The following is a 23,936-nucleotide window of genomic DNA, read 5'->3' on the forward strand; positions in this document are numbered from 1 at the left end:
TTAAAATCAAATTATACTTTTTAAAACACAGCCTTATATGTAACAAAAACGAATTCTCGGCTACTCATTCTTTTATTGAAAAGTGTTTTGTACTTTTAAATCCAAAATTGTAAAACGAAATGGCAAATCCATTAATTAAAATAACCGACATAAAACGAAATTTTGTACTAGGTAATGAAATAGTTTATGTTCTTAAAGGCATTAATTTAGAAATCAACAAAGGCGAATATGTAGCTTTAATGGGACCTTCGGGATCCGGAAAATCAACTTTAATGAATTTATTAGGTTGTTTGGATACGCCAACTTCCGGAAGATATATTTTAAATGGAAAAGATGTAAGCCAAATGCGCGATGATGAGTTGGCCGGAATTAGAAATACCGAAATTGGATTTGTTTTTCAAACTTTTAACCTTTTACCCAGAACCACTGCTTTAGACAATGTGGCGTTACCAATGATTTATGCCGGATACTCAAAATCCGAAAGAAACATACGTGCCACAGAAGTTTTAAAACAAGTAAATCTTGCGGACAGAATGGATCACCAGCCAAATCAATTATCTGGAGGACAGCGCCAGCGTGTTGCTATTGCCCGCGCTTTGGTCAATAAACCTTCTATTATATTAGCCGATGAGCCAACCGGAAACTTAGACAGTAAAACTTCTGTAGAAATCATGAAGCTTTTTGGAGACATTCATGCGCAGGGAAATACCGTAATCCTGGTAACACACGAAGAAGATATTGCTGCCTATGCACACAGAGTTATTCGTCTGCGCGACGGATTAATTGAAAGCGACACGAGCAAATCTGTTTAACTGTTTGTTTGATTAATCGTTTAATCAGAAAAGAAAAACTAGATTTTAAATTAATCGAAAGAAAAAAACTTAGAATCTTAGCACCTCAAAAAAATGAAAGTATATACCAAAACAGGTGATAAAGGAACAACGGCTCTTTTTGGAGGCACCCGCGTTCCTAAAGATCATATAAGAATTGACAGTTACGGAACTGTTGATGAATTAAATTCTTATATAGGATTAATTCGCGATCAGGAAATCGATTCGCATTACAAAACCATTTTAATCGAAATTCAGGATCGTCTTTTTACTGTAGGCGCCATTTTGGCAACACCGCAGGAGAAAGAAGTTTTAAAAAACGGTGAACTTCGCTTAAAAAATCTTGGCATAATTGATTCAGATATAGAATTACTCGAAAATGAGATAGATAAAATGGAAGAAAGTCTTCCGCAAATGACCCATTTTGTTTTGCCGGGCGGTCATCCAACTGTGTCACATTGTCATATAGCCCGCTGCATTTGCCGTCGTGCCGAACGTTTGGCAGTACATTTAAGCCATAATGAACACGTTCCGGAAATTGCAATTATGTACTTAAACCGACTTTCTGACTACCTTTTTGTCTTGGCACGAAAGTTGTCCTCAGACCTAAAAGCGGAGGAAGTAAAATGGATTCCGAGAAAGTAAATTTTCTTAAAATTCCAATTTTTTGAAATCCCAAATTCCAAAGAAATAATTTAAAAATTCTGAGAATTTAAACAACATACAAAGTTCCAAATTTTGGTAATTTCAGGTTCCTTTTTTGTAATTTGGAATTTAATTTTCGGGATTTAAAAATTCAAAATATTGCGTTTTTACCTTCCATTTTTGGGATTTTGAGTTTAAATATTGGAATTTAACAAGAGACGTTCTTAAATTTTATTAAAATAAATCAAATTTTACTTGTCTTTTTCAGTAAAAAATTTATTTTTGCACAAACTAAACAAGATAACAGATGTATTGGACATTAGAATTAGCATCTTATTTAAGTGATGCGCCATGGCCTGCTAACAAAGACGAACTTATTGACTACGCTATTAGAGCTGGTGCTCCATTAGAAGTAGTAGAAAACCTTCAGTCAATAGAAGACGAAGGCGAGATATATGAATCAATGGAAGAAATTTGGCCTGATTATCCAACAGACGAAGATTATCTTTGGAATGAGGATGAATATTAAAAAATAAACCAAAGGAAAAAGTCTCATCACAGAGGCTTTTTTTTTGGTTCAAATACACATTATATAATAAAGAAATACAATAAATTATGAGTTTCATAAACAGCATCATCAAGGTCTTTGTAGGTGACAAGTCCCAAAAAGACGTCAAAGCTTTACAACCTTACTTAAACAAAATTAAAACTTTCGAAACTAGCTTAATGAGTTTATCTCATGACGAGCTAAGAGCCAGAACCGTTTATTTTAAAGAAAGAATTAAAGAAGCAAGAGCAGATAAAGATGCTAAAATTGCTTCACTTAAAGCCGAAGTTGAGAAAATTGAGGATATCGACAAAAGAGAAGATATTTATGATGCAATAGACGCTCTTGAAAAGGAAGCTTATGAAATCTCTGAAAAAACTTTATTGGAAATTCTTCCGGAAGCGTTTTCTGTTGTAAAAGAAACGGCTCGTCGTTTCAAAGAAAACTCTCATATTGAAGTTACTGCAACTGCAAAAGACCGTGAATTCTCTGCAACAAAGCCGTACATTACAATTGATGGTGAAAAATCTGTTTGGGCTAACAAATGGAATGCTGCAGGAAAGGACATCACTTGGGACATGATTCACTACGATGTTCAGTTAATTGGAGGTATGGTATTACACGAAGGTAAAGTTGCCGAAATGCAAACGGGTGAAGGTAAAACTTTAGTGGCTACTTTGCCGCTTTACCTAAACGCTTTGACAGGAAACGGTGTTCACTTAGTAACTGTGAATGATTACCTTGCAAAACGTGACAGCACATGGAAAGCACCTTTATTCGAATTCCACGGTTTATCTGTAGACTGTATCGATAATCACCAGCCAAGTACCGAAGCTAGAAAAAAAGCGTACGATGCGGATATCACTTACGGAACCAACAACGAATTTGGTTTTGACTACTTAAGAGATAACATGGCGCACTCACCTAGCGATTTAGTTCAAAGAAAACATAATTATGCTATTGTCGACGAGGTCGATTCTGTATTAATTGATGATGCAAGAACACCGCTTATTATTTCAGGACCGGTTCCACAGGGAGATCGTCATGAATTTAACGAGTTGAAACCAAAAATCGAAAATCTGGTTGCACAACAACGTCAGCTGGCAAATGGTTTCTTAGCAGAAGCTAAAAAATTAATCAAAGAAGGAAATACTAAAGAAGGCGGATTCTTATTATTAAGAGCTTACAGAAGTTTACCTAAAAATAAAGCATTAATTAAATTTTTAAGTGAAGAAGGAATTAAACAATTACTTCAAAAAACTGAAAATCAATATATGCAGGATAACAATCGCGAAATGCATAAAGTTGACGAAGCTTTGTACTTTGTGATTGAAGAAAAAAACAATCAGGTAGAATTGACCGATAACGGTATCAAATATTTATCTGGAGATACAGATTCTGATTTCTTCGTTTTACCAGACATTGGAACAGAAATCGCTGCTATCGAAAAACAAAAATTAGATAAAGACGCTGAAGCAGAAGCTAAAGAAAGATTATTCCAGGATTTTGGAGTAAAAAGCGAGCGTATCCATACTTTAACACAGCTTTTAAAAGCGTATTCTCTTTTTGAAAAAGATGTAGAATACGTTATCATGGACAATAAGATTATGATTGTCGATGAGCAGACAGGTCGTATCATGGACGGTCGTCGTTATTCTGACGGTTTACACCAGGCGATCGAAGCAAAAGAAAACGTAAAAATCGAAGCTGCTACACAAACTTTCGCTACAGTAACATTACAGAATTATTTCAGAATGTACAGCAAATTAGGTGGTATGACCGGTACAGCTGTTACAGAAGCTGGAGAGTTATGGCAGATTTACAAACTGGATGTTGTTGAAATTCCAACCAACCGTCCAATTGCAAGACAAGACAAAGAAGATTATATCTACAAAACTACACGTGAAAAATTCAATGCTGTAATTGAAGATGTAACAGAATTAGCAAATGCCGGAAGACCGGTATTGATTGGAACAACTTCTGTAGAGATTTCAGAATTATTAAGCCGTATGCTTAAAATGAGAGGAATTACTCATAACGTTTTGAATGCTAAAATGCACAAGCAGGAAGCACAAATTGTTGAAGAAGCAGGAAAAGCCGGAGTTGTAACTATTGCAACAAACATGGCTGGTCGTGGTACCGATATTAAATTATCTCCAGAAGTAAAAGCTGCGGGTGGTTTAGCAATCGTGGGTACAGAACGTCATGATTCTCGTCGTGTTGACAGACAGTTACGTGGTCGTGCAGGACGTCAGGGAGATCCGGGAAGTTCTCAATTCTATGTTTCTCTTGAAGATAACTTAATGCGTTTATTTGGTTCTGAGAGAGTTGCTAAAGTAATGGACAGAATGGGACTTAAAGAAGGTGAAGTGATTCAGCATTCTATGATGACCAAATCTATCGAGCGTGCTCAGAAAAAAGTAGAAGAAAACAACTTTGGTGTTCGTAAACGTTTATTAGAATATGATGACGTTATGAACTCACAACGTGAAGTAGTTTACAAACGTCGTCGTCATGCTTTATTTGGCGAGCGTTTAAAACTGGATATCGCTAACATGCTTTATGATACTTGCGAACTTATTGTAAGCAATACTAAAGTAACAAATGATTTCAAAGCATTCGAATTTGATTTAATTCGTTATTTCTCTATTACTTCTCCTATTTCAGAAGCTGATTTTACAAAATTATCAGATATTGAAATCACTGGAAAAGTATATAAAGAAGCTTTGGCTTTTTATACTGAAAAAACAGAAAGAAGCGCCAGAGAAGCTTTCCCAATTATCAAAGGAGTTTACGAAGAGCCAAACAACCATTTTGAAAGAATTGTTGTTCCGTTTACAGACGGAATCAAAACCTTGAATGTTGTAACTGACCTGAAAAAAGCTTACGACAGCGAAGGAGCTCAGTTAATTGCTGATTTCGAGAAAAACATCACCCTTTCTATTGTTGATGAAGCTTGGAAAAAACATCTACGTAAAATGGACGAATTGAAACAATCTGTTCAATTAGCCGTTCACGAACAAAAAGACCCATTGCTTATTTACAAATTGGAAGCTTTCAACTTGTTTAGAGGAATGTTAGACAACGTTAATAAAGAAGTTATCTCATTCTTATTCAAAGGTGATTTACCAGCTCAAAACGTACCTGAAATTCACGAAGCAAGAGAAGTTCGCCAAAAAGAGAATTTCAAATTAAGCAAAGACGAAATTCCAAACAGCGAAGATATCAACCGCGAAGCTGGAGAAACGCAACAGCGTCAGGTCACAGAAACCATTGTGAGAGATAATCCAAAAATCAATCGTAATGACAATGTAACAATTCAGGAAGTTGCAACTGGCAAAACAGAAACTATGAAATTCAAAAAAGCAGAAAATCTTTTAGCTTCTGGAGCTTGGGTTATTGTTAAAGAATAATTTTTTAGTATTCAGTTTACAGACTGATTTCGATACATATCAAACCCGACAGGTTTTAAAAACCTGTCGGGTTTTTAGTTTTCAGTATCCAGCCATAGTTTACAACCTGCATACGAAAACTAAATACCATAACTGAAAACTGAGACTGAGACCGAGACTGAATACTGAGCACTGCGATTAAATTGAAAACTTTTTTTAAAGAAAAGTTAAAAACAAAACGAATTAAATGTATTTTTGCATTCGAAACAACGAAATCAATCCTTGAAGAAGTTTTTTATCATATTACTTTCTTGCCTACTGCTGGTGCCATCTTTTGGCAATTTCTTTGTTTATGCTTCTTTCAAAATGAATCAGGACGAAATTGTAAAAACCATCTGTGTACAGCGCAAACAGGTTTTCAATACGTGTAATGGTCGATGCGAACTTCAAAAAAGCCTTAAAAAATACGCCGACAACGAAAAGAAGATGCAAGACAATCTAAAAGAGAAATCAGAGATTGTTTACATTCAAAATACTATTACTGCACAATACAAATTGATCGCTCCAATTGAAACTAAAACAAAAAACTTTGGTGTTTTAGACAAAAAACCTATCTCAGTTTCAATCGTGGCTTTTCACCCGCCTTCCCTTTTTATATAATTTTTTAAATCCGATTTCATTTCAAAACTGAAATCAATTTTCATTGTTTAAAAAACAGTGAAAAAGCGTTTACGCATACTTAAAATTTAAAATCATTATATAAAATTCATAAAATGAAAACTACTTTATACAAAGCTTTAGCTATTGTGGCTCTATCTATATCTTTATTTTCTTGTTCAAGCGATGATGAAAACGAAACATCGGCTGAAGGAAATGGAAAAATCACTTTAAAATTTGACAACGCTTACGGCGCTAACGACTTAATTTTAAACACACAGGGAAACACAACTTCAAACAATGAAGTATTAAAAATCAGTCTTGTAAAATATATTGTAAGCAATGTTGTTTTCACAAAAGCTGACGGAACTACTTATACCTACCCAAAAAGCAAAAGCTATTTTATTGCCGATGAATCTACAACTGCCGGACAACAATTTCAATTGACCGATGTTCCTGTTGGAGATTATGTAAAGGTAAAATTCGGAATTGGGGTTGATGAAGAGCAATGGAAATTAGGCGCTGCTGGTCAGGGTGATTTTCTTGCACAGGCAAATGATGCCGGAATGCTTTGGTCGTGGGCTGCAGGTTATAAATTCTTCGCTCTTGAAGGTACTTTCACTTCACCAACTGTAACAACAGCGGTTCCTTTTATGATTCATACCGGAAAAACCGGAACAGACTACAATTATACCGAAGTAACACTTGATATGCCTACAAAAGCTTTGGTTCGTACCAATATTACTCCTGCAGTTCATATCGTTACAGATCTTTCGAAAGTTATCGACGGTAAAAACAAAATTAAACTTTCAGACAACAATGCAAACGGAATGGGCGCGATGATTATGGGCGGTGCAAACCTGCCGTTGATTACCCAAAACTTCAGCGCGATGTTTAGAATTGATCACGTACATAACGACTAAATTTATTTTCAGGAGCACAAAAGTTAAGACTTCACAGACCCTCTATCTGCCTATTTTTATGTCGAATACTGCCATAAAAAGATAATGCTTTTAACAAAGTTCATTGAACTCCATTACAATAAAAGCTAAGTAAATCAGGGATAAATAAAAACTTTTGTGCTTCTTAAAACCAAAAAATCATGTTGAAAATAAAATATTTTCTATGGCTGATAGTTCCGTTTTTATGGAGCTGTTCTAATCAGGATGATGAGGAAGAATATGTAAACATTCCGTTAGAATTTAAAGTCCCTTCAAACTTTCCTGATCTTGCTTATAATATTGCCTTAAATCCGCCGACAGAAAAAGGTTTTGAATTAGGGAAAAAACTCTTTTACGACGGCCGTTTAGCCTCAGATGGAGTCGTTTCATGCGGTTTCTGCCATATACAAGCCAATGCTTTTACGCATCACGGACATACAGTAAGTCATGGTGTTGATAATGCCGAAGGAACACGAAACACGCCGCCAATTCAAAATTTAGCTTACCAAAGTATTTTCATGTATGACGGCGCCGCTGATCATTTAGATTTACAGCCTATTATTCCGCTTACAAGTATTATCGAGATGAACGGCAATATGAATTCGATTCTAAAAATGATGAAAGCCGATAAAGAATATCAAAAACTATTTGGACAGGCTTTTGACGATGGTGCCATTACAACCGAAAATATGCTGAAAGCGCTTTCGCAATTTATGGTTATGGTGGTTTCATCCAACTCTAAGTTTGACAAATACCGACGAAATGAAGCTGGCGGAACTTTTACTTCTGATGAATTGGCCGGTTATGATTTATTTAAATCGAAATGCGCATCATGCCACGCAACTGACTTGCAGACCGATAACTCTTTTAGAAATAATGGTTTGGCCGTAAATCCAAAGGTTAATGATGTTGGCCGATATAAAGTAACTGAAGTGGCAAGCGATTATTACAAGTTTAAGGTTCCAAGTTTGCGAAATGTAGAAGTTTCCGGGCCTTATATGCACGATGGAAGATTTGGAACTCTTGAAGGCGTTTTGGATCATTATTCAAACGGTATTGAAGACTCGCCAACATTAGACCCACTATTAAAACAGAATGGAAAATTTGGAATCGCTCTTAATGCAACAGAGAAAAAACAAATAATTGCTTTTCTAAAAACGTTAACGGATACGCAATATCTGACAGATAAGCGTTTTGCAGAATTTTAAAAAAGAATTTAGCCTACAGATTATACGGCTTTACATATTAAAAACAATACGAAACAGTTTCTTTCAACACATAGAAACATAGAATTTCTTAAAGACGTTTCACTTGTATGAACACACATAGCTATGTGTAAATGACGTGTCATTTATTTCAATCTTATTCAAAAGATGCAAAACTATGTTTCTATGTATTGAATTAATCTGAAAAAAAAATAAACTAATAAAAACAGGTGCCATAGCCCCGATTGAAGTGGAAAGCCTTTTTGAAAAAAGACCAAATTTTTCTTGAGTTTATGAAGCGACCAACGGAAGCTTTATAAACTTTTAGAAAAATGGGATTTTGAAAAAAGCTTAAAACGAAAAGCGGGATCAGCTCCTAAAAAATAATTAAAATGAAAAAATTAATAGTAGTATATGCTCTTTTGGCTGGTTTTTCGGCCTTTAGTTTTACTGAAAAAGATAGTATTTCGGCATTCACTTTTCATCGTTTAGAAATGATGGAAGATTTTGATTGTGATGCCTGCGGCTGTTCTGCAAGCGGCGGGAGCATGGGTTTTAGTTCTATGCTGAACAACAATTTTGTGGGCTTGAGATATTTTAAACAAAGTTATACCAGCCGTGATGGGATTTTTGCCAATTCTCCATGGATTGATGAAAACTTCAACACGATTCAGGCTTGGGCTAGAATTCCGGTTACAGAGAAAATCCAGATATCGGCCTTGGTTCCCTATCATTTTCACGAGAGGGAATTAACTGCAGGAACGCAAAGCATTGAAGGTTTGGGAGATATTACTATTATGGGACTTTATACGGTTTATGAAACTAAAAAAGACAGCACGGTTTTTACTCACAAAGTGAATATTGGCGGAGGTGTTAAGATTCCAACCGGAAAATTTAAAGAGATTAACAACCTGGGAACGATCAATCAGAGTTTTCAATTAGGAACCGGAAGCTGGGATTTTCCATTGGTTACTGAATATGTTATTAAACGTAATAATTTGGGGTTAAACGCAACTGCGAATTATATTTTTAAAACGGAAAACAGCAAAAATTACCAATATGGCGATCAATTTAATTATGCAGGTACTTTTTTCTATTTGTTTAATGCAAATGAATTCCAGATTGTGCCGCAGGCTGGTCTTGCCGGCGAAGTTTACCAGACTAATAAACAGCATTCGCTTGATCTGCCTAATACTGCCGGAGATATTTTGTTTGGCAAATTTGGTATTGAAGCCGGAAAAGATAAGTTCTCGATTGGTGTAAATGCGATGCTTCCTATTAAACAAAATCTTTCAAACGGAAACATGGAAGCAAATTACAGATGGAGTATTAATTTGAATTATACTTTGTAAGCTGCTAAGGCTCTAAATTGCTGAGATGCTAAGTTTTTTTCAGCCTCGAATTCAGGACAAAATTCATGAATTCGAGGCTTATTTTTTATCCTGCAAGTTTTAAAAACTTTGCAGAAAAACTTTATCTCGGGTTTTCCTGATAATATCTTGCTTCGATTCTTTTGATATCTTTTATTGAATTCTTAGCCCAGGCCAGACGTTTTTCCATAATCTCATCGTCTGACAAATGCCAGCTAATGTCTGAATTTCGTAATCTGTTGGTTAAGTTTTGAATAATGATGGCGGCCGAAACAGAAATATTTAAGCTTTCTGTAAAACCAACCATTGGAATCTTTAAAAAACCGTCGGCTTTTTCTAAAATTTCTGGTGAAAGTCCGTCTTTTTCGGTTCCAAAAAATAAGGCACTTGGTTTTGTAATATCAAAGTCCTCCAGCATTGAATCGTTTTCATGCGGTGTTGTGGCGATAATTTGGTATCCTTTGTTTTTTAAAGAAGAAATACAGCCCTCTACGGTATCGAAACGATTGATGTCCACCCACTTTTGCGCACCCAATGCGATTTCTTTATCTATTCTTTTTCCAAAACGCTGTTCAATAATATTAAGTTCCTGAATTCCGAAAACTTCACAGCTTCGCATTACAGCGCTGGTATTGTGCATTTGAAAAACATCTTCGACCGCAATGGTAAAATGTTTGGTACGATTTTCTAATACTTTAAGAAACTTCTCTTTTCGGTTATCCGTTAATATATTTTCAAGAAATGCCAGGTAATCTAAATCAATCATTTTTGTTTGTGTTTGGCGCAAAAATACATTAGAAATAAACAAAATGAAAATTCAATTGTGTTTTCAGTGCTCTAGATGCTCCAGCAATGTATTATTTAGTTTTTCATGCAATATATTGAGTTTTGAAAAATCTATTTGCAAAGTTTCTTCTTTAAACAAATCACCTGTGAAAACAGTATTTTTATCTTTAGAATGCTGTTTTAAACGTTCCAGCATTTTTTCAAGCTCGTCATGAGAATATTCGATATCAATAAAGGATATAAATTTTTCTAAGGCGTTTTTCATTCCATCGTTATAATTCAAAATCGCAGCATTTTGATTTGTTTCGTAAAAATCCAGGAAACCCTGGAAATATTTTTCTAAAACCAAAGCCCCGTATTGTCGAAAACTTGTTTCTTCGATTTCCTGAGACGAAATTCCAAAAACACTTGGAGGAATTAAATTTGGCACCATGTGCATTCCCATCATTTTTTGATGTGATTTTAAAACTTCAGTTGGGTTTCTGTATAATAATCCAAACGGAACTTCAGGAAAAATAGATCTAAAGTAACCTGCATTAAATATATGCCAGGCATCGAGTTTTACAATTAAATGCTTTTGCTGCGGAAATCTTTTTTGCCCTAAAAAATTTAATACCGCTTTTATAAGTGCTGTTTTTTTATCTAAACCAAAATAATCACTTCTTAATACCTGATCTATAATTGGCGCTTCTGAAATCATGATATTTTCTGCAGAAGCTGCCAAACATTGACTCAGCATCGTAGATCCGCATCGGGACACATGAAAAACCAGCGATCTCAACTCGACCGATTCTAATTCGTGCGACCACTCAATCAAATTTTCGACTGTACTTACGGCTTTATTTAGTTTTGAATTAAATTTATGGCCATTGCATTTCGCAATTGTGTCAGTAAAAAATGGTTCAGCAAAATTTACATCTGCCAGATATATCCATTCAAAATAAGCTTCTTTGTCGGTTTCGATTAATTTATACGGAATCCAATTGGAGAGAGGATGATCTATATTTTTCATTTTGATTTTATTTTGATTGAAGAGCTGCAATTAGTTTTGCGTTTGTATCTGATGGATTTCTGGAAAGTTCTTCTATAATCCGTTGTTTAATTTCGTCTGAATAGTCAATTTCTTTAGGAGAATAACTAACATCAAAACCCATTTCAGCAAATAATTTATCAGACCAATCGTTTCTTATACAATCCAGCGTGAGGTGAATTCTTGATTCCTTACTTTTATTTTCTACGCTGTGCGGCAACTGAAAATTAGCATACCAGCACTCTCCCATTTTCATTGGTACAAGTTTTTTATCGACATAAAAGAAAACTTCAGAATTGGTTATAATGGGAATATGAATTCTAAAAAATCCGTCTTCATACGAAGTATCGTTATCAACATGTTCTTTTATTTCGCTGTTTGGTCCTAAACGCAATAATCTCACGGCTTCTTTTTCGCACTGAAACCAATCCATAATTTCTTTAAAATAATGACAGCGGTCAAGGAGAGAAGTATTTTGATATTCCTTATTTGGAAAAGAAGTAATATCGTCAATCAAACCCGATTGTGACCGCAAAGAAACACTTGTCCAGTTGCCTTCATAACGCCCAGTATTAAAATGCGGCGTCCATAATTCGCTTTCACATAGAGCGAATTCCTGCTGTAATTTATCTATTGAAAAAGTAATGGAAAGTCTGCTGGAGGAAGGATTCATACACTTTTAAAGATTAAATTTGATACAATTTGTTTTGGTACGTAAATATATAATTTATAAGAACTTGAACATCTTATAAATAAGCAAAATTTTACAAATTCAAAAAAACTGTAATTTTTAATTCTCATTTTAAATATTAGAAACAATAAAATTATAGAGTTTATGGGTCGAAAAAGTTACGGCTTCAGAATCTGTTTTGAGAATTAGATCTGCATTTGCAGGAATTTCAAAAACATCACTTATTCCGGTAAAGTTTTTAATTTGATTAGAATCGTCATCCGGCAGCAAGGCTTTTTTATATAATCCTTTTGGGTCTCTTTCTATCAAATTTTCTACAGAACAATCTAAAAATACAGTTCTAACAAAATGATGCTGCCTTATTTCACTTCGTATGCTTTCGTAAGGATTTATTACTGACATTAAAACAATGGTGTTTTCTTTGACAAAGCGCTGCCCTACATCAAAAAGACGTCTAACATTCTCACATCGGTCTTCTTTAGAAAATCCTAAATCTTTACAAATTGTTTTTCGGTACACATCTCCGTCAATTATTTCGACATTATAATTATTTTGAATTAATAAATGCCGAACATTTTCGGCCAATGTCGTTTTTCCTGAACCTGATAACCCTGTAAATTGTATTAAAATCATTTGGATTTTCTCTTTCTTTATTCAACATTAAAACTAAATAATTTACAAAACCAAAACAACAAGTATAAGTACGGTTTTATTTTTGCTCAAAAATTAAAAAAGAATCTTGTAAGCAAGTCTTACATTTTTGAAATTGCTATTTTTATCTTTTAATTGAAATAAGAATGAAAAAGAAACTTGTAGTTTTAACCGGTGCCGGAATTAGTGCCGAAAGCGGCATTAAAACATTTCGTGACAGTGATGGTTTATGGGAAGGTCATGATGTAATGGAAGTTGCAACTCCCGAAGGCTGGCACAAAAACCAGGAATTGGTTTTGGATTTTTACAATCAAAGACGCCGGCAGTTAAAAGAAGTAAGCCCAAATTTGGGACATCAAATTTTAGCCGAATTAGAAAAAGATTTCGATGTTTATATTATTACTCAAAACGTGGATGATTTGCACGAACGAGCCGGAAGCACTAAAGTTTTGCATTTGCATGGAGAATTGCTAAAAGTTAGAAGTACCAGAAACCGCAGCTTGATTTTAGATTGGACAGCTGATTTACAAACTGGAGATTTAGACGAAAACGGACATCAGTTACGACCTCACATTGTTTGGTTTGGAGAAGAAGTTCCTGCCCTTGAGGAAGCTATCCCGATTGTAGAAGACGCTGATTATTTTGCCGTTATCGGGACTTCGCTTCAGGTTTATCCTGCCGCAGGATTGATTTCGTATACCTACAGTATTACACCGGTTTTTTATATAGATCCTAAACCAATCTCTATTCCTAATATTAGCAATAAAGTCGAAGTTATTGCCAAAACCGCCACAGAAGGTGTTGCAGAAATGAAAAAGAAATTATTTGAATTAGAAAACCTATCATGAATGTCGAGCTATTATTACAGGAATTATCCCATTTAAGTTTTCTCACTCAATTAATTATTTTCTCTGCAGAAAATATAGTTCTTTTACTAATCGCTGTTTTAATTGGAAAATTAATCGAACCTGCCAACACTGTTTTGAAATCTAAAGATCAAAAATGGCTGCTCTCAACCTTAATTTGCAATATATTCATTACGGCATTAGGCTTTCAATTGTATCAATTGCAGCTAATTAAAATTGATTTTTCTAACCATTTAGGTGCTATTATTCTGGACACTTTTCTGCTGATTGTTTTAATGGATTTTTTTATGTTTTGCTTTCATTATCTGGCGCATACTTTAAAATGGTTTCATCCAATTCATAAATTACATCATACACACGTAGACACTAGTGTTTATAGTTTGTTTGTACTGCATCCTGTAGAAACTTTGGGATTTGGTTTTATCTGGCTTATTTTGATTTCTGTTTTTGAGCTCAATTACATCAGTCTTACGATTTATTTGTTTTTAAATTTGATGTACGGCATTTTTGGACATCTGGAAAAAGATCTTTTTCCGGCATTCTGGTATCAAAGTTTTTTTACTAAATGGATTTCTACCACCAAATTTCATTCCGACCATCATAAAAACCAATCTCATAATTTTGGATTTTATTTTACTTTTTGGGATAAAATCTTCAAAACCATTATTTAAATTGAAAGTTAGCCTATAATAAAGCCTCAGTAATTTTCAGAAGTTTTAACAATCACTTATATTTGCACCTTTCGAAAAACAACATAACAATGACTACTCTAAACGAATTGAATGCTATATCACCAATTGATGGAAGATATAGGAATAAAACTCAAAATTTAGCACCTTTCTTTTCAGAAGAAGCGTTAATAAAATACCGCGTATTAGTTGAAATTGAATATTTCATCGCTTTATGCGAAGTGCCTTTACCGCAGCTTTCCGGCGTAAATTCAGATTTATTCGAGAGCTTAAGAAATATCTACAAAAATTTCTCAACCGAGGATGCACTTTGGATTAAAGAAACTGAAAAAGTGACCAACCATGACGTAAAAGCGGTTGAATACTTTATTAAAGATGCTTTTGAAAAACTGGGTTTATCTCAATACAAAGAGTTTATTCACTTCGGGTTAACATCTCAGGATATTAATAACACTGCTATTCCGCTTTCTACAAAAGAAGCTTTTGAGCAGGTTTATATGCCTTCTTTAATTGCGTTAATTGCGAAGTTAAAAGAATTAAGTGTAGAATGGAAAGATATCCCGATGCTGGCTCGTACGCACGGGCAACCAGCTTCTCCTACTCGTTTAGGAAAAGAAATTCTGGTTTTTGTAGAGCGTTTAGAAGAACAGATGCGTTTGTTGTTCAATGTTCCGTTTGCGGCTAAATTTGGCGGTGCAACAGGAAACTTCAATGCACACCATGTAGCATACCCTCAAATTGACTGGAAACAATTCGGAAATAAATTTGTTGAAACTGATTTAGGTTTACATCATTCATTTCCAACCACTCAAATTGAGCATTACGACCATTTTGCTGCCTTTTTTGATGGTTTAAAAAGAATCAACAATATCATTATCGATTTAGACCGTGATATCTGGACGTATGTTTCTATGGATTATTTCAAACAAAAAATCAAAGCAGGCGAAATTGGTTCATCCGCAATGCCTCACAAAGTAAACCCTATTGATTTTGAAAATTCAGAAGGAAACTTAGGAATTGCAAATGCTATTTTTGAACACCTTGCAGCGAAACTTCCAATTTCAAGATTACAACGTGATTTAACTGACAGTACCGTTTTACGTAATATTGGTGTTCCTATGGGACACACAATTATTGCTTTTGAAGCTTCTTTAAAAGGTTTAAACAAGTTACTTCTAAACGAAAGTAAATTTGCCGAAGATTTAGAGAAAAACTGGGCTGTTGTTGCAGAGGCTATTCAAACTATTTTACGCCGCGAAGCATATCCAAATCCGTATGAAGCTCTAAAAGGTTTAACAAGAACAAACGAAGCAATTGATAAAAATGCAATTCACAATTTTATTGCAACTTTAGAAGTTTCTGATGCTGTTCGTGCAGAATTAATGCAGATAACTCCTAGCAATTACACAGGAATTTAAATAAAATCTAAAATATTTTGTCAAAAAAAGCTATCTTTATCGAGATAGCTTTTTTTTATTTAACCGGAGCAGTTCAGTGGATTTTATTTGAGATGAAAAACTGAATAAACTCCTGAAAACGATACCACTTTATGATTGCCTTAAATGCCGCTGCACAAACTACACACCATTTGCAACCCTTAATCAGCGACTTGGGATTAATTTTGATGACTGCAGGAATCGCAGTCCTCTTATTTAAAAAAATGAAACAACCACTGGTTTTAGGATACCTGATTGCAGGATTCCTGGCCGGAAACCACTTTGATTTTTTCCCTTCGATAACCGACATGAAAAGTGTTGAAGTATGGGCCGAAATTGGGGTTATATTTTTACTGTTTAGTTTAGGACTCGAATTTAGTTTTAAGAAACTAATGAAAGTCGGCGGAACTTCTTCCATCACAGCAATAACCCAGATTTTATTCATGACGCTCATTGGTTATTGCGTTGGCCAATGGATGGGCTGGGGAAAAATGGACAGTATTTTTCTGGGTGCAACCCTTTCAATTTCCTCCACAACTATTATTATCAGAGCTTTTGACGAATTGGGAGTAAAAGGAAAAAAGTTTGTTGGGATTGTATTTGGAGCCCTTATTGTTGAAGATATTGTAGCCATTTTAATGCTCGTTCTATTATCGACAATTGCGGTAAGCGATCAGGTTTCCGGAGGCGAGTTATTACAATCTGTTTTAAAATTGGTTTTCTTTTTAATTATATGGTTTTTGGGGGGCATCTTTATTATTCCTACCATCTTCAAAAAAGCCAAACATCTTCTAACTGATGAAATGCTGCTTATTATTTCATTGGCCTTATGTTTAATGATGGTAATTTTTGCTGCAAATGTTGGCTTTTCTCCAGCTCTGGGCGCTTTTATTATGGGTTCTATTATTGCTGAAACTACAATGGCAGAAAAAATTGAACATTTAATTCAACCTGTTAAAGATTTATTTGGAGCCGTTTTCTTTGTATCTGTGGGAATGCTAATTAATCCGGAAACTTTAGTTACGTATGCGCTTCCTGTTGCTCTAATTACACTTTTAACCATTTTCGGAAAAGCATTCAGTTCTTCAATAGGAGCTTTAATTTCTGGTCAGCCTTTAAAACAATCTGTTCAAACCGGAATGAGTTTGGCTCAAATTGGGGAGTTCTCTTTTATTATTGCAACACTTGGTATGACCTTAAAAGTTACAAGTGATTTCCTGTATCCTATAATTGTTGCTGTTTCTGCTATTACAACCTTTACAACTCCGTTTTTAATTAAATATTCTGAAACTTTTGCCCAGTTTTTAGAACAGAAAATGCCTAAACGATGGATTAAAAATATTAACCGATATAGTGTCAATGCGCAGGCTATTAAATCTGTTAGTACCTGGCAGATTGTATTGAGATCTTCTATAACACAAATTATACTTCATACCATAATTATTACGGCAATTGTTTTGTTATCGTCAAAATTTGTAGCGCCTTTAGTGGCTGATACCCGATTTGGAAACACTTTAGCTGCGCTTATCACTTTGGTTATAATTGCTCCTTTTTTATGGGCGCTTTCACTTCGTCGTGTTAAAGTTGATGAAGTCGAAACTCTTTGGGAAGAGCGAAAATACCGCGGTGCACTTTTAATGCTCATCTTAATTAGAATGAGCCTTGGTCTATTCTTTGTTGGATTCTTGCTCAATATCTTCTTCTCCCCTTTAGTAGCATTTGTGGCTCTTATTATTGCTATTGGAGCCTACCAAATTTTCCCTAAAAAATTAAACGAACAATACCATAGAATTGAAAGTCACTTCTTAAAAAATCTAAACGATCGTGAAAACAAAAAAATAGATAGAAGATATGCCAATCTAATGCCCTGGGATGGCCACATGTCGTTTTTTGATATTGGAAAAGAATCTAATCTGGTTGGTAAAACATTGGAAGAATTAAAAATTAGGGAACAATTAGGAATTAATATTGCCTACATTAAAAGAGGTGAAGTAATAATCCCAATTCCAACTAAAACCGAGCGTTTATTTCCCGGAGATGAAATTTGCGTAATTGGTACCGATGCTCAAATTACAGAGTTTACAAAGTATTTAAACCAAAACGAAACAGAAGCCCCGCAAAAAGTGGAAGAAACAGATATTGTTCTTCGTCAGCTTGAAGTTTCTCAAGACGAGTTTATTCAAAAAAGCATTGGACAATTTAGAGGAAAAACCGGCGGACTTGTTGTAGGAATCGAGAGAAATGGAAATAGGATTCTAAATCCTGAATCCAGCTTAATTCTGCAGCCAAACGATATTATCTGGGTTGTAGGAGATAAAAAGAAAATGACAGAGCTAATGCGAGCGAATAAGTAAGTTGCTAAGGTTCTGAGATGCTAAGATTTTTTTCTCTTTGTTTTCTAGAAATTCAGTATCTTTTTTAATTGGTAAGGCGCTAAGTATTTCTAAGTTCTTAAGAGTTTAACCTCTTTAAAAAAACCTTAGAAACTTAGCGCCTTAGTATCTTAGAACCTCAATTACTTATTTGGCTGTGGAGTCAAACGCAGATAAGGTTTGATTGGTGTATGTCCTTTTGGGAACTTCGCCGGAATATCACTATCCGGAATTGCAGGAGCAATTACAACGTCTTCCCCATCTTTCCAGTTTGCCGGAGTTGCAACGCTGTAATTTGCTGTCAATTGCAAACTATCAATTACACGAAGCAATTCGTCAAAATTTCTTCCTGTAGAAGCCGGATAAGTCAAGGTTAATTTAATTTTTTTATCTGGTCCAATAACAAAAACAGAACGTACGGTAAATTTATCACTTGCGTTTGGATGAAGCATATCATATAAATTAGCTACTTTTTTATCCTCATCTGCAATAATTGGAAAATTAACTTCTGTATTTTGAGTTTCGTTAATGTCTTTAATCCACTCTTTATGTGATTCCAAATCATCAACACTCAAAGCAATAACTTTGGTATTTCTTTTGGTAAATTCAGGAACATAATTCGCTACAGTTCCTAATTCAGTTGTACAAACAGGAGTAAAATCTGCTGGATGCGAAAACAAAACGCCCCATGAATCTCCTAACCATTCATGAAAATTGATTGGTCCTTGTGTGGTTTCTGCATGAAAATCCGGAGCTATATCGCCTAATCTTAATGTTGACATAATTTAATTTTTTAGTTCCTCTAAATTAACTAAAAAATGCATTTAGAAAACATGCAAGAATTAAAAAAAAGTTAAAATTCTATCTTCTCTATCTAATTACTATTCTAAATTAAATAAAACTCACAACAAAATACCAAACAGCCAGGGTTACAAATGAAATTGGAATTCCAAAACCAATCATCATACTGCTTAATTTTGGTTTTAAACCATAAGTCGAGGCCAAAATCGCCCCCGTAATCATGGGAGCCATTGCAATTTCTATAATGGTTATTTTTATAGCTTCAGATCGCTGGTTAAAAATAAATACATATAAAATAAAAATGATCAGAGGCGTTACAATAAGACGGAAGAATAGTCCGAGCCTCAGAAACTTCCAATGACGGCTGTTTCGATCAAAAGTAAGCTGCAAGCCAACCGAAAACAAAGCCAAGGGAGTTACTAAACTTCCTAGTTTTAGCAATAAAGATTGAATATTCACATCTAAATCGTAATCTAAAACATTCATTAAACAAGAAACCACAAAAGTGATGAAAGGCGGAAACAGAATTATTTTTTTGAAAATGCTAACAGCATCCGGACTGCCTTTTGAATAAAAAGCCGCCACAAAAACACCCAAAGTCGAAACCACAACAAAAGTGCCCGGCTGATCTACCAAAACAGCTGTTTCTAAACCTTTTTTACCAAATAAAGCCTCAATAATTGGATATCCTAGAAAGGACGAATTACTTAATCCCGCTGTCAAAACCAAACAGCCAATAAGTTTATTAGACCAGCCTAATCTTCTTCCTAAAAAATGGAAAAATACAAAAGCCAGTAAAAAACTAATCCAGCCCGCTCCTATTGGAAACAACAATTCGCTGCTCCATTTTATTTTCGGGATATGATATAAAGTGATGGCAGGAAGGCATAAATAAATGACAATTTTATTAATGCTTTTGTAAATATGGGTTGGAAACCGCTTTACATTTTGCAAAAGCAATCCTAAAAATAAAAAGAAGAATATTATAATAAAGTTGTTCATATCAAGACTTAAACACAAAAATAGGTATTTATAAACAGATGCATAAAACAAATTACACCTTCTCTGAGATTTTTGTTATTTTTAACCTGTTGAGTGTAATTAATTTTAACACATAGAAACATGTTTCTTATCTGTTTATATTCTTTACTACATCTAAAATCTATGTTTCTATGTCTTAAATGATTCTTTTTTAGTATTTACAACCCAACAAGGTAAGTTCTAATTTATTAATTTTAAAAATCTATGCGGCAAATAAGAGAGAATATGGAGCGGATGGCTAAACTTTCAGATGAAGAATGGGCCTTTTTTTCATCTAAGCTCATACGTCGGGAATTTTCAAAAAAAATGCCTTTACTCGAAATAGGTCAAACGGAAAATTATTTGTCTTTTATAGAAAAAGGGATAGTAAGATATTATATTCCCAGAGAAGATAATGATCTCACTTTTGCTTTTGTTTTTGATGGGGAATTCACAAGTGCTTACGATTCGTTTATTACCAGATTGCCGGCAAATTATACTATTGAAGCGCTTGCCGACACCTTACTTTGGCAAATATCTTATACTGACTTACAAGATATTTATGCCGAAACAAAAATTGGAAACACGATTGGCCGTTATGCCAGTGAAGGATTATTTCTTAAAAAATCCAAACGGGAACTTTCGCTTCTTAACGATTCCGCAGAGCAGCGGTATCGCAATTTATTTACAGAACGGCCTGAACTCATTCAAAAAATTCCTCAAAAATATCTCGCCTCTTATATAGGTATTACACCACAAGCTTTAAGCAGAATAAGAAAACGAATTTATTAACCCAGGTTCATTGTTTCAGGTTCCATTACGGTGCAACTTTGCATAAAAAAAGATATGGAAACTTTAATTGTGTTACTAGGGGCTTTTACAATTTCGCTTCTTATTATAAAGTTTATAACTAAAAGATTTGAAATTTCACAAGCAGGCAGAATTGCAATGTCGGTCATGCTTGTTTTTACCGCCATAAGTCATTTTATATTTGCCAAAGGAATGGCTATGATGGTTTCTTTTCTGCCCTGGCCGGCGACAATTGTATACGCTACCGGAATAATCGAAATCATAGCCGCTCTTGGGCTCTTGATTCCTAAAACAAGATTACTTGCAGGCAGACTTCTTATACTATTTTTTATAATACTGCTTCCTGCCAATATTTACGCCGCCTATCATAATATAAATTTACAAAGTGCTGACTATACTGGAAAAGGAATCTCTTACTTATGGTTTAGAATCCCATTACAGCTTCTTTTTATAGTTTGGGTTTATTTTTCTTCTATTAGAAATCAATCAAAAATCAAATAGTTAATCCCGAAATGCACATCATTTATTTAAGTGTTGTGCATTTTTTTCTACTTCATTTTTATAACATACGGTAACGAAAGAAATTAATTTTTAGTTAAAAATATTTTTTATTCCAAAAAACTGCTTACATTTGTAATATATTTTATTACAGTATGATTTCAGGTAAATTTGCCATAACGATTCACATTCTTACTTTGCTTACAAAGTACCCTAATGATTATTTATCATCTGAGTATATTGCAGGAAGCATTAATCTGAATCCGGTTTTAGTGCGAAAAGAAATCGCAAACCTAAAAGCACATCATATTGTAGAGAGTAAAGAAGGAAAAAATGGCGGTACGAAACTGGCTGTAGATTCATCAAAACTTACATTAAAAGAGATTTTTGAAATGACTTTTGAAACCATAAATTTGGGTTATGCCAAAAATCAACCCAATCCGGATTGCCCTGTTGGAAAAAAAATTAATCAAAATCTGGCCAATTTATACGCCGATATGAATCAAAAAGTAAGCGCTCAATTACAAGAAATTTCTTTAGAAGATTTTTCGAATCAATTTTAAAAGCTATTTTTTTACCCAAAACTGTAACATTTTTTATTACTAAATAAATTTATATATTATGAAAATCGCAATTATTGGAGCAACAGGATTTGTTGGCTCAGCAATCGTAAACGAATTAACAGACAGAAAACATGAAATTTCGGCTATCGCCAGAAATCCAAAAGATACTGCAAACGTAGCCTGGATTACTGCAGATGTTTTTAATGTTGATGCATTGGCAGAGGTTTTAAAAGGACACGACGTTGTGGTGAGTGCTTTTAACCCAGGCTGGACAAACCCAAATATTTATGATGATTTTCTTAACGGGTCTAAAGCTATTCTGGAAGCGGTAAAAAAATCAGGAGTAAAAAGATTTATTACAATTGGCGGGGCTGGAAGTTTATTCGTTGCTCCAGATTTGCAGGCTGTTGACACTCCAGATTTCCCAAAAGAAATTTTTAACGGAGCAAATGCAGCTAGAAATTTTTTAAATATAATTAAAGAAGAAAAAGATTTGGACTGGGCATTTTTTAGTCCGGCTTTTGAAATGCATGCCGGAACTAAAACGGGAAGAACCGGAAAATACCGTTTAGGTTTAGAGAACCCGGTTTTTAACGACGAACAAAGAAGTATTTTATCTGTCGAAGATTTAGCAGTTGTTATTGCGGATGAAGTAGAAAATCCAAAACATCATCAGGTTCGTTTTACAGCAGCTTATTAATTTTTTTAAGGCTCTGAGTTACTATCCCGAAGCCTCGGGACTAAGGTTCTAAGATTTTTTGCCACTAATTCACGAATTAGATTTTTAAAAATAAAAATTAATTCTGTATGTCATCCTGAGCGAAGTCGAAGGACACGTTAGAAACTCGACAATCTTTGTCGAGCTGCTTGTGAAGATCCTTCGACTTCGCTCAGGATGACAAAAACAAGAATAACAAATTCGTGTAAACAAACTCAACAGTTTCAAAAGGATTAATTGTCTTTTTGAAACTGTTTTTGTTTTCTGTACTTTTACACTACCTAAAAGTATATTTTGTCAAGTTTAAAGAAACAATCGGGCAGTTTAACTGAAAAAGCTGGAATTTCATCTCCTGAAATCACCAATGTTTCGGCTATAAATGAAATCAAAAACAAACGCAGACAACAACCTTCTGCTAGTGAATTAATCTCTGGAATTCTTTCCGGAAACAGAACCGCCTTAAGCCGTGCTATTACCTTAATCGAAAGCACAAAACCCGAACATGCTGTAAAAGCAAACGAAATTATAAAGGGTTGCTTATCTTATGCAAACAAATCGGTCAGAATAGGAATTACTGGAGTTCCCGGAGTTGGTAAAAGCACTTTTATTGAGGCTTTTGGAACTTATCTGACACAAGCAGGAAAAAAAGTGGCAGTTCTGGCTGTTGATCCCAGCAGTTCCATTTCTCATGGAAGTATTTTAGGAGATAAAACCCGAATGGAAGAATTGGTAAAAGACGAAAATGCTTTTATTCGTCCAAGTGCATCTGGAGAGAATTTAGGCGGGGTGGCACGTAAAACCCGCGAATCGATAATTCTTTGCGAAGCGGCAGGTTTTGATACCATCATAATTGAAACTGTTGGCGTTGGTCAAAGCGAAACGGCTGTTCACAGCATGGTTGATTTTTTTCTGTTATTGAAAATTTCCGGTGCCGGCGATGAACTGCAAGGCATTAAACGTGGCATCATGGAAATGGCCGATGCTATAGTAATCAACAAAGCTGATGGCGACAACATAAAAAAAGCCAATCAGGCAAAACTAGAATTCAACAGGGCTTTACATTTATTTCCTCCCAAAAGATCCAACTGGCAGCCAAAAGTGACGACTTGCAGCGCCATTACCAAAGATGGAATTTCGGATATCTGGAATACGATTTCCGATTACTTTGAAATGACTAAAGAAACAGGCTTCTTTCAGGAAAAAAGAAACGAACAAAACCTGTCTTGGATGATGGAAACTATCGATGAACAGCTGAAACAAAATTTCTACAATCAACCTGAAATTATTTCATTATTGGAACAAAACAAAAAAGCGGTGCAAAATAATGAAATATCACCTTTTGCAGCCGCTCAGCTTTTGTTGAATCAATATAAAAAGAGCTTCTAATTCCTTAGAGCTTTTTTTAAAATTAATTGAAA

The 23,936-nt window shown here is 34.6% G+C and carries 23 protein-coding genes; 17 read left to right on the forward strand and 6 right to left on the reverse strand.

Annotation, left to right across the window (positions count from 1 at the left end):
- Positions 1–119: 119 nt before the first annotated feature.
- The 8 genes from BKM63_RS01065 (at position 120) to BKM63_RS01100 (ending at position 9,569) form a co-directional block, all read left to right on the forward strand.
- Entirely contained in the window at positions 120–812 is a 693-nt protein-coding gene (locus BKM63_RS01065; protein WP_071634835.1) for an ABC transporter ATP-binding protein, read from the forward strand.
- Between the two features lie 93 nt (positions 813–905).
- Positions 906–1,475, forward strand: a complete 570-nt coding sequence (locus tag BKM63_RS01070) for a cob(I)yrinic acid a,c-diamide adenosyltransferase (protein ID WP_012026965.1) — start codon at positions 906–908, stop codon at positions 1,473–1,475.
- A 307-nt stretch (positions 1,476–1,782) separates the two neighbouring features.
- A complete protein-coding gene (locus tag BKM63_RS01075; protein WP_007138072.1) occupies positions 1,783–2,004 on the forward strand; it encodes a DUF2795 domain-containing protein in 222 nt (73 codons plus the stop codon).
- Positions 2,005–2,090: 86 nt separating this feature from the next.
- Complete coding sequence (gene secA, locus BKM63_RS01080) at positions 2,091–5,435, forward strand: preprotein translocase subunit SecA (protein ID WP_071634836.1); 3,345 nt, start codon at positions 2,091–2,093, stop codon at positions 5,433–5,435.
- A 345-nt stretch (positions 5,436–5,780) separates the two neighbouring features.
- Complete coding sequence (locus tag BKM63_RS01085) at positions 5,781–6,074, forward strand: hypothetical protein (protein ID WP_242661075.1); 294 nt, start codon at positions 5,781–5,783, stop codon at positions 6,072–6,074.
- Between the two features lie 113 nt (positions 6,075–6,187).
- The gene (locus tag BKM63_RS01090; RefSeq protein WP_071634838.1) at positions 6,188–6,994 is read left to right on the forward strand and encodes an MbnP family protein; all 807 of its coding nucleotides are present in this window, start codon (positions 6,188–6,190) and stop codon (positions 6,992–6,994) included.
- A 179-nt stretch (positions 6,995–7,173) separates the two neighbouring features.
- The gene (locus tag BKM63_RS01095; protein WP_071634839.1) at positions 7,174–8,220 is read left to right on the forward strand and encodes a cytochrome-c peroxidase; all 1,047 of its coding nucleotides are present in this window, start codon (positions 7,174–7,176) and stop codon (positions 8,218–8,220) included.
- Between the two features lie 389 nt (positions 8,221–8,609).
- Positions 8,610–9,569 (forward strand): hypothetical protein, encoded by a 960-nt coding sequence (locus BKM63_RS01100; protein ID WP_071634840.1) that lies wholly within the window; start codon positions 8,610–8,612, stop codon positions 9,567–9,569.
- 121 nt (positions 9,570–9,690) lie between these two features.
- Here the strand turns inward: BKM63_RS01100 and BKM63_RS01105 are convergent, their stop codons facing one another.
- The 4 genes from BKM63_RS01105 to cysC form a co-directional block, all read right to left on the reverse strand.
- Positions 9,691–10,353 (reverse strand): TrmH family RNA methyltransferase, encoded by a 663-nt coding sequence (locus BKM63_RS01105; RefSeq protein ID WP_071634841.1) that lies wholly within the window; start codon positions 10,351–10,353, stop codon positions 9,691–9,693.
- 63 nt (positions 10,354–10,416) lie between these two features.
- Positions 10,417–11,385: a sulfotransferase family protein gene (locus BKM63_RS01110; protein ID WP_071634842.1), complete on the reverse strand. Its 969-nt coding sequence runs from the start codon at positions 11,383–11,385 to the stop codon at positions 10,417–10,419.
- A gap of 7 nt (positions 11,386–11,392) precedes the next feature.
- Complete coding sequence (locus BKM63_RS01115; RefSeq protein WP_071634843.1) at positions 11,393–12,076, reverse strand: aspartyl/asparaginyl beta-hydroxylase domain-containing protein; 684 nt, start codon at positions 12,074–12,076, stop codon at positions 11,393–11,395.
- A gap of 129 nt (positions 12,077–12,205) precedes the next feature.
- Positions 12,206–12,727, reverse strand: a complete 522-nt coding sequence (gene cysC / locus BKM63_RS01120) for an adenylyl-sulfate kinase (RefSeq protein WP_071634844.1) — start codon at positions 12,725–12,727, stop codon at positions 12,206–12,208.
- Between the two features lie 164 nt (positions 12,728–12,891).
- On the opposite strand from cysC, the gene BKM63_RS01125 reads away from it, so the two are divergent.
- From BKM63_RS01125 to BKM63_RS01140, 4 genes are all read left to right on the forward strand, one after another.
- A complete protein-coding gene (locus BKM63_RS01125) occupies positions 12,892–13,593 on the forward strand; it encodes an SIR2 family NAD-dependent protein deacylase (RefSeq protein WP_071634845.1) in 702 nt (233 codons plus the stop codon).
- Complete coding sequence (locus BKM63_RS01130; protein WP_071634846.1) at positions 13,590–14,282, forward strand: sterol desaturase family protein; 693 nt, start codon at positions 13,590–13,592, stop codon at positions 14,280–14,282. The genes BKM63_RS01125 and BKM63_RS01130 overlap by 4 nt, the downstream gene beginning before the upstream one ends.
- An 89-nt stretch (positions 14,283–14,371) precedes the next feature.
- Complete coding sequence (gene purB / locus BKM63_RS01135) at positions 14,372–15,718, forward strand: adenylosuccinate lyase (protein ID WP_071634847.1); 1,347 nt, start codon at positions 14,372–14,374, stop codon at positions 15,716–15,718.
- Between the two features lie 131 nt (positions 15,719–15,849).
- Positions 15,850–18,090 carry a cation:proton antiporter gene (locus BKM63_RS01140; protein WP_071634848.1) on the forward strand — a complete coding sequence of 747 codons (2,241 nt, stop codon included), beginning with the start codon at positions 15,850–15,852 and terminating at the stop codon, positions 18,088–18,090.
- A gap of 161 nt (positions 18,091–18,251) precedes the next feature.
- Here BKM63_RS01140 and BKM63_RS01145 read toward each other — a convergent pair whose 3' ends face one another.
- On the reverse strand, positions 18,252–18,890 hold the full coding sequence (locus tag BKM63_RS01145; RefSeq protein ID WP_071634849.1) for a peroxiredoxin: 639 nt from the start codon (positions 18,888–18,890) through the stop codon (positions 18,252–18,254).
- 109 nt (positions 18,891–18,999) lie between these two features.
- The gene (locus BKM63_RS01150) at positions 19,000–19,911 is read right to left on the reverse strand and encodes an AEC family transporter (RefSeq protein WP_071634850.1); all 912 of its coding nucleotides are present in this window, start codon (positions 19,909–19,911) and stop codon (positions 19,000–19,002) included.
- Between the two features lie 243 nt (positions 19,912–20,154).
- On the opposite strand from BKM63_RS01150, the gene BKM63_RS01155 reads away from it, so the two are divergent.
- The 5 genes from BKM63_RS01155 to meaB all read left to right on the forward strand — a co-directional run bounded on the left by BKM63_RS01155 (position 20,155) and on the right by meaB (position 23,904).
- Positions 20,155–20,721 (forward strand): Crp/Fnr family transcriptional regulator, encoded by a 567-nt coding sequence (locus BKM63_RS01155; RefSeq protein WP_071634851.1) that lies wholly within the window; start codon positions 20,155–20,157, stop codon positions 20,719–20,721.
- A 54-nt stretch (positions 20,722–20,775) separates the two neighbouring features.
- Positions 20,776–21,240: a DoxX family protein gene (locus BKM63_RS01160; RefSeq protein ID WP_071634852.1), complete on the forward strand. Its 465-nt coding sequence runs from the start codon at positions 20,776–20,778 to the stop codon at positions 21,238–21,240.
- Positions 21,241–21,392: 152 nt separating this feature from the next.
- The gene (locus BKM63_RS01165; protein ID WP_071634853.1) at positions 21,393–21,800 is read left to right on the forward strand and encodes an Rrf2 family transcriptional regulator; all 408 of its coding nucleotides are present in this window, start codon (positions 21,393–21,395) and stop codon (positions 21,798–21,800) included.
- 58 nt (positions 21,801–21,858) lie between these two features.
- Positions 21,859–22,500 (forward strand): NAD(P)-dependent oxidoreductase, encoded by a 642-nt coding sequence (locus BKM63_RS01170; protein ID WP_071634854.1) that lies wholly within the window; start codon positions 21,859–21,861, stop codon positions 22,498–22,500.
- 312 nt (positions 22,501–22,812) lie between these two features.
- Positions 22,813–23,904, forward strand: coding sequence for a methylmalonyl Co-A mutase-associated GTPase MeaB (gene meaB / locus BKM63_RS01175; RefSeq protein ID WP_071634855.1), 1,092 nt, complete (start codon positions 22,813–22,815; stop codon positions 23,902–23,904).
- The last annotated feature ends 32 nt before the right edge of the window (positions 23,905–23,936 follow it).

The organism is Flavobacterium johnsoniae (assembly GCF_001879205.1).
In the GTDB taxonomy this organism is placed as follows: Bacteria; Bacteroidota; Bacteroidia; order Flavobacteriales; family Flavobacteriaceae; genus Flavobacterium; species Flavobacterium johnsoniae_A.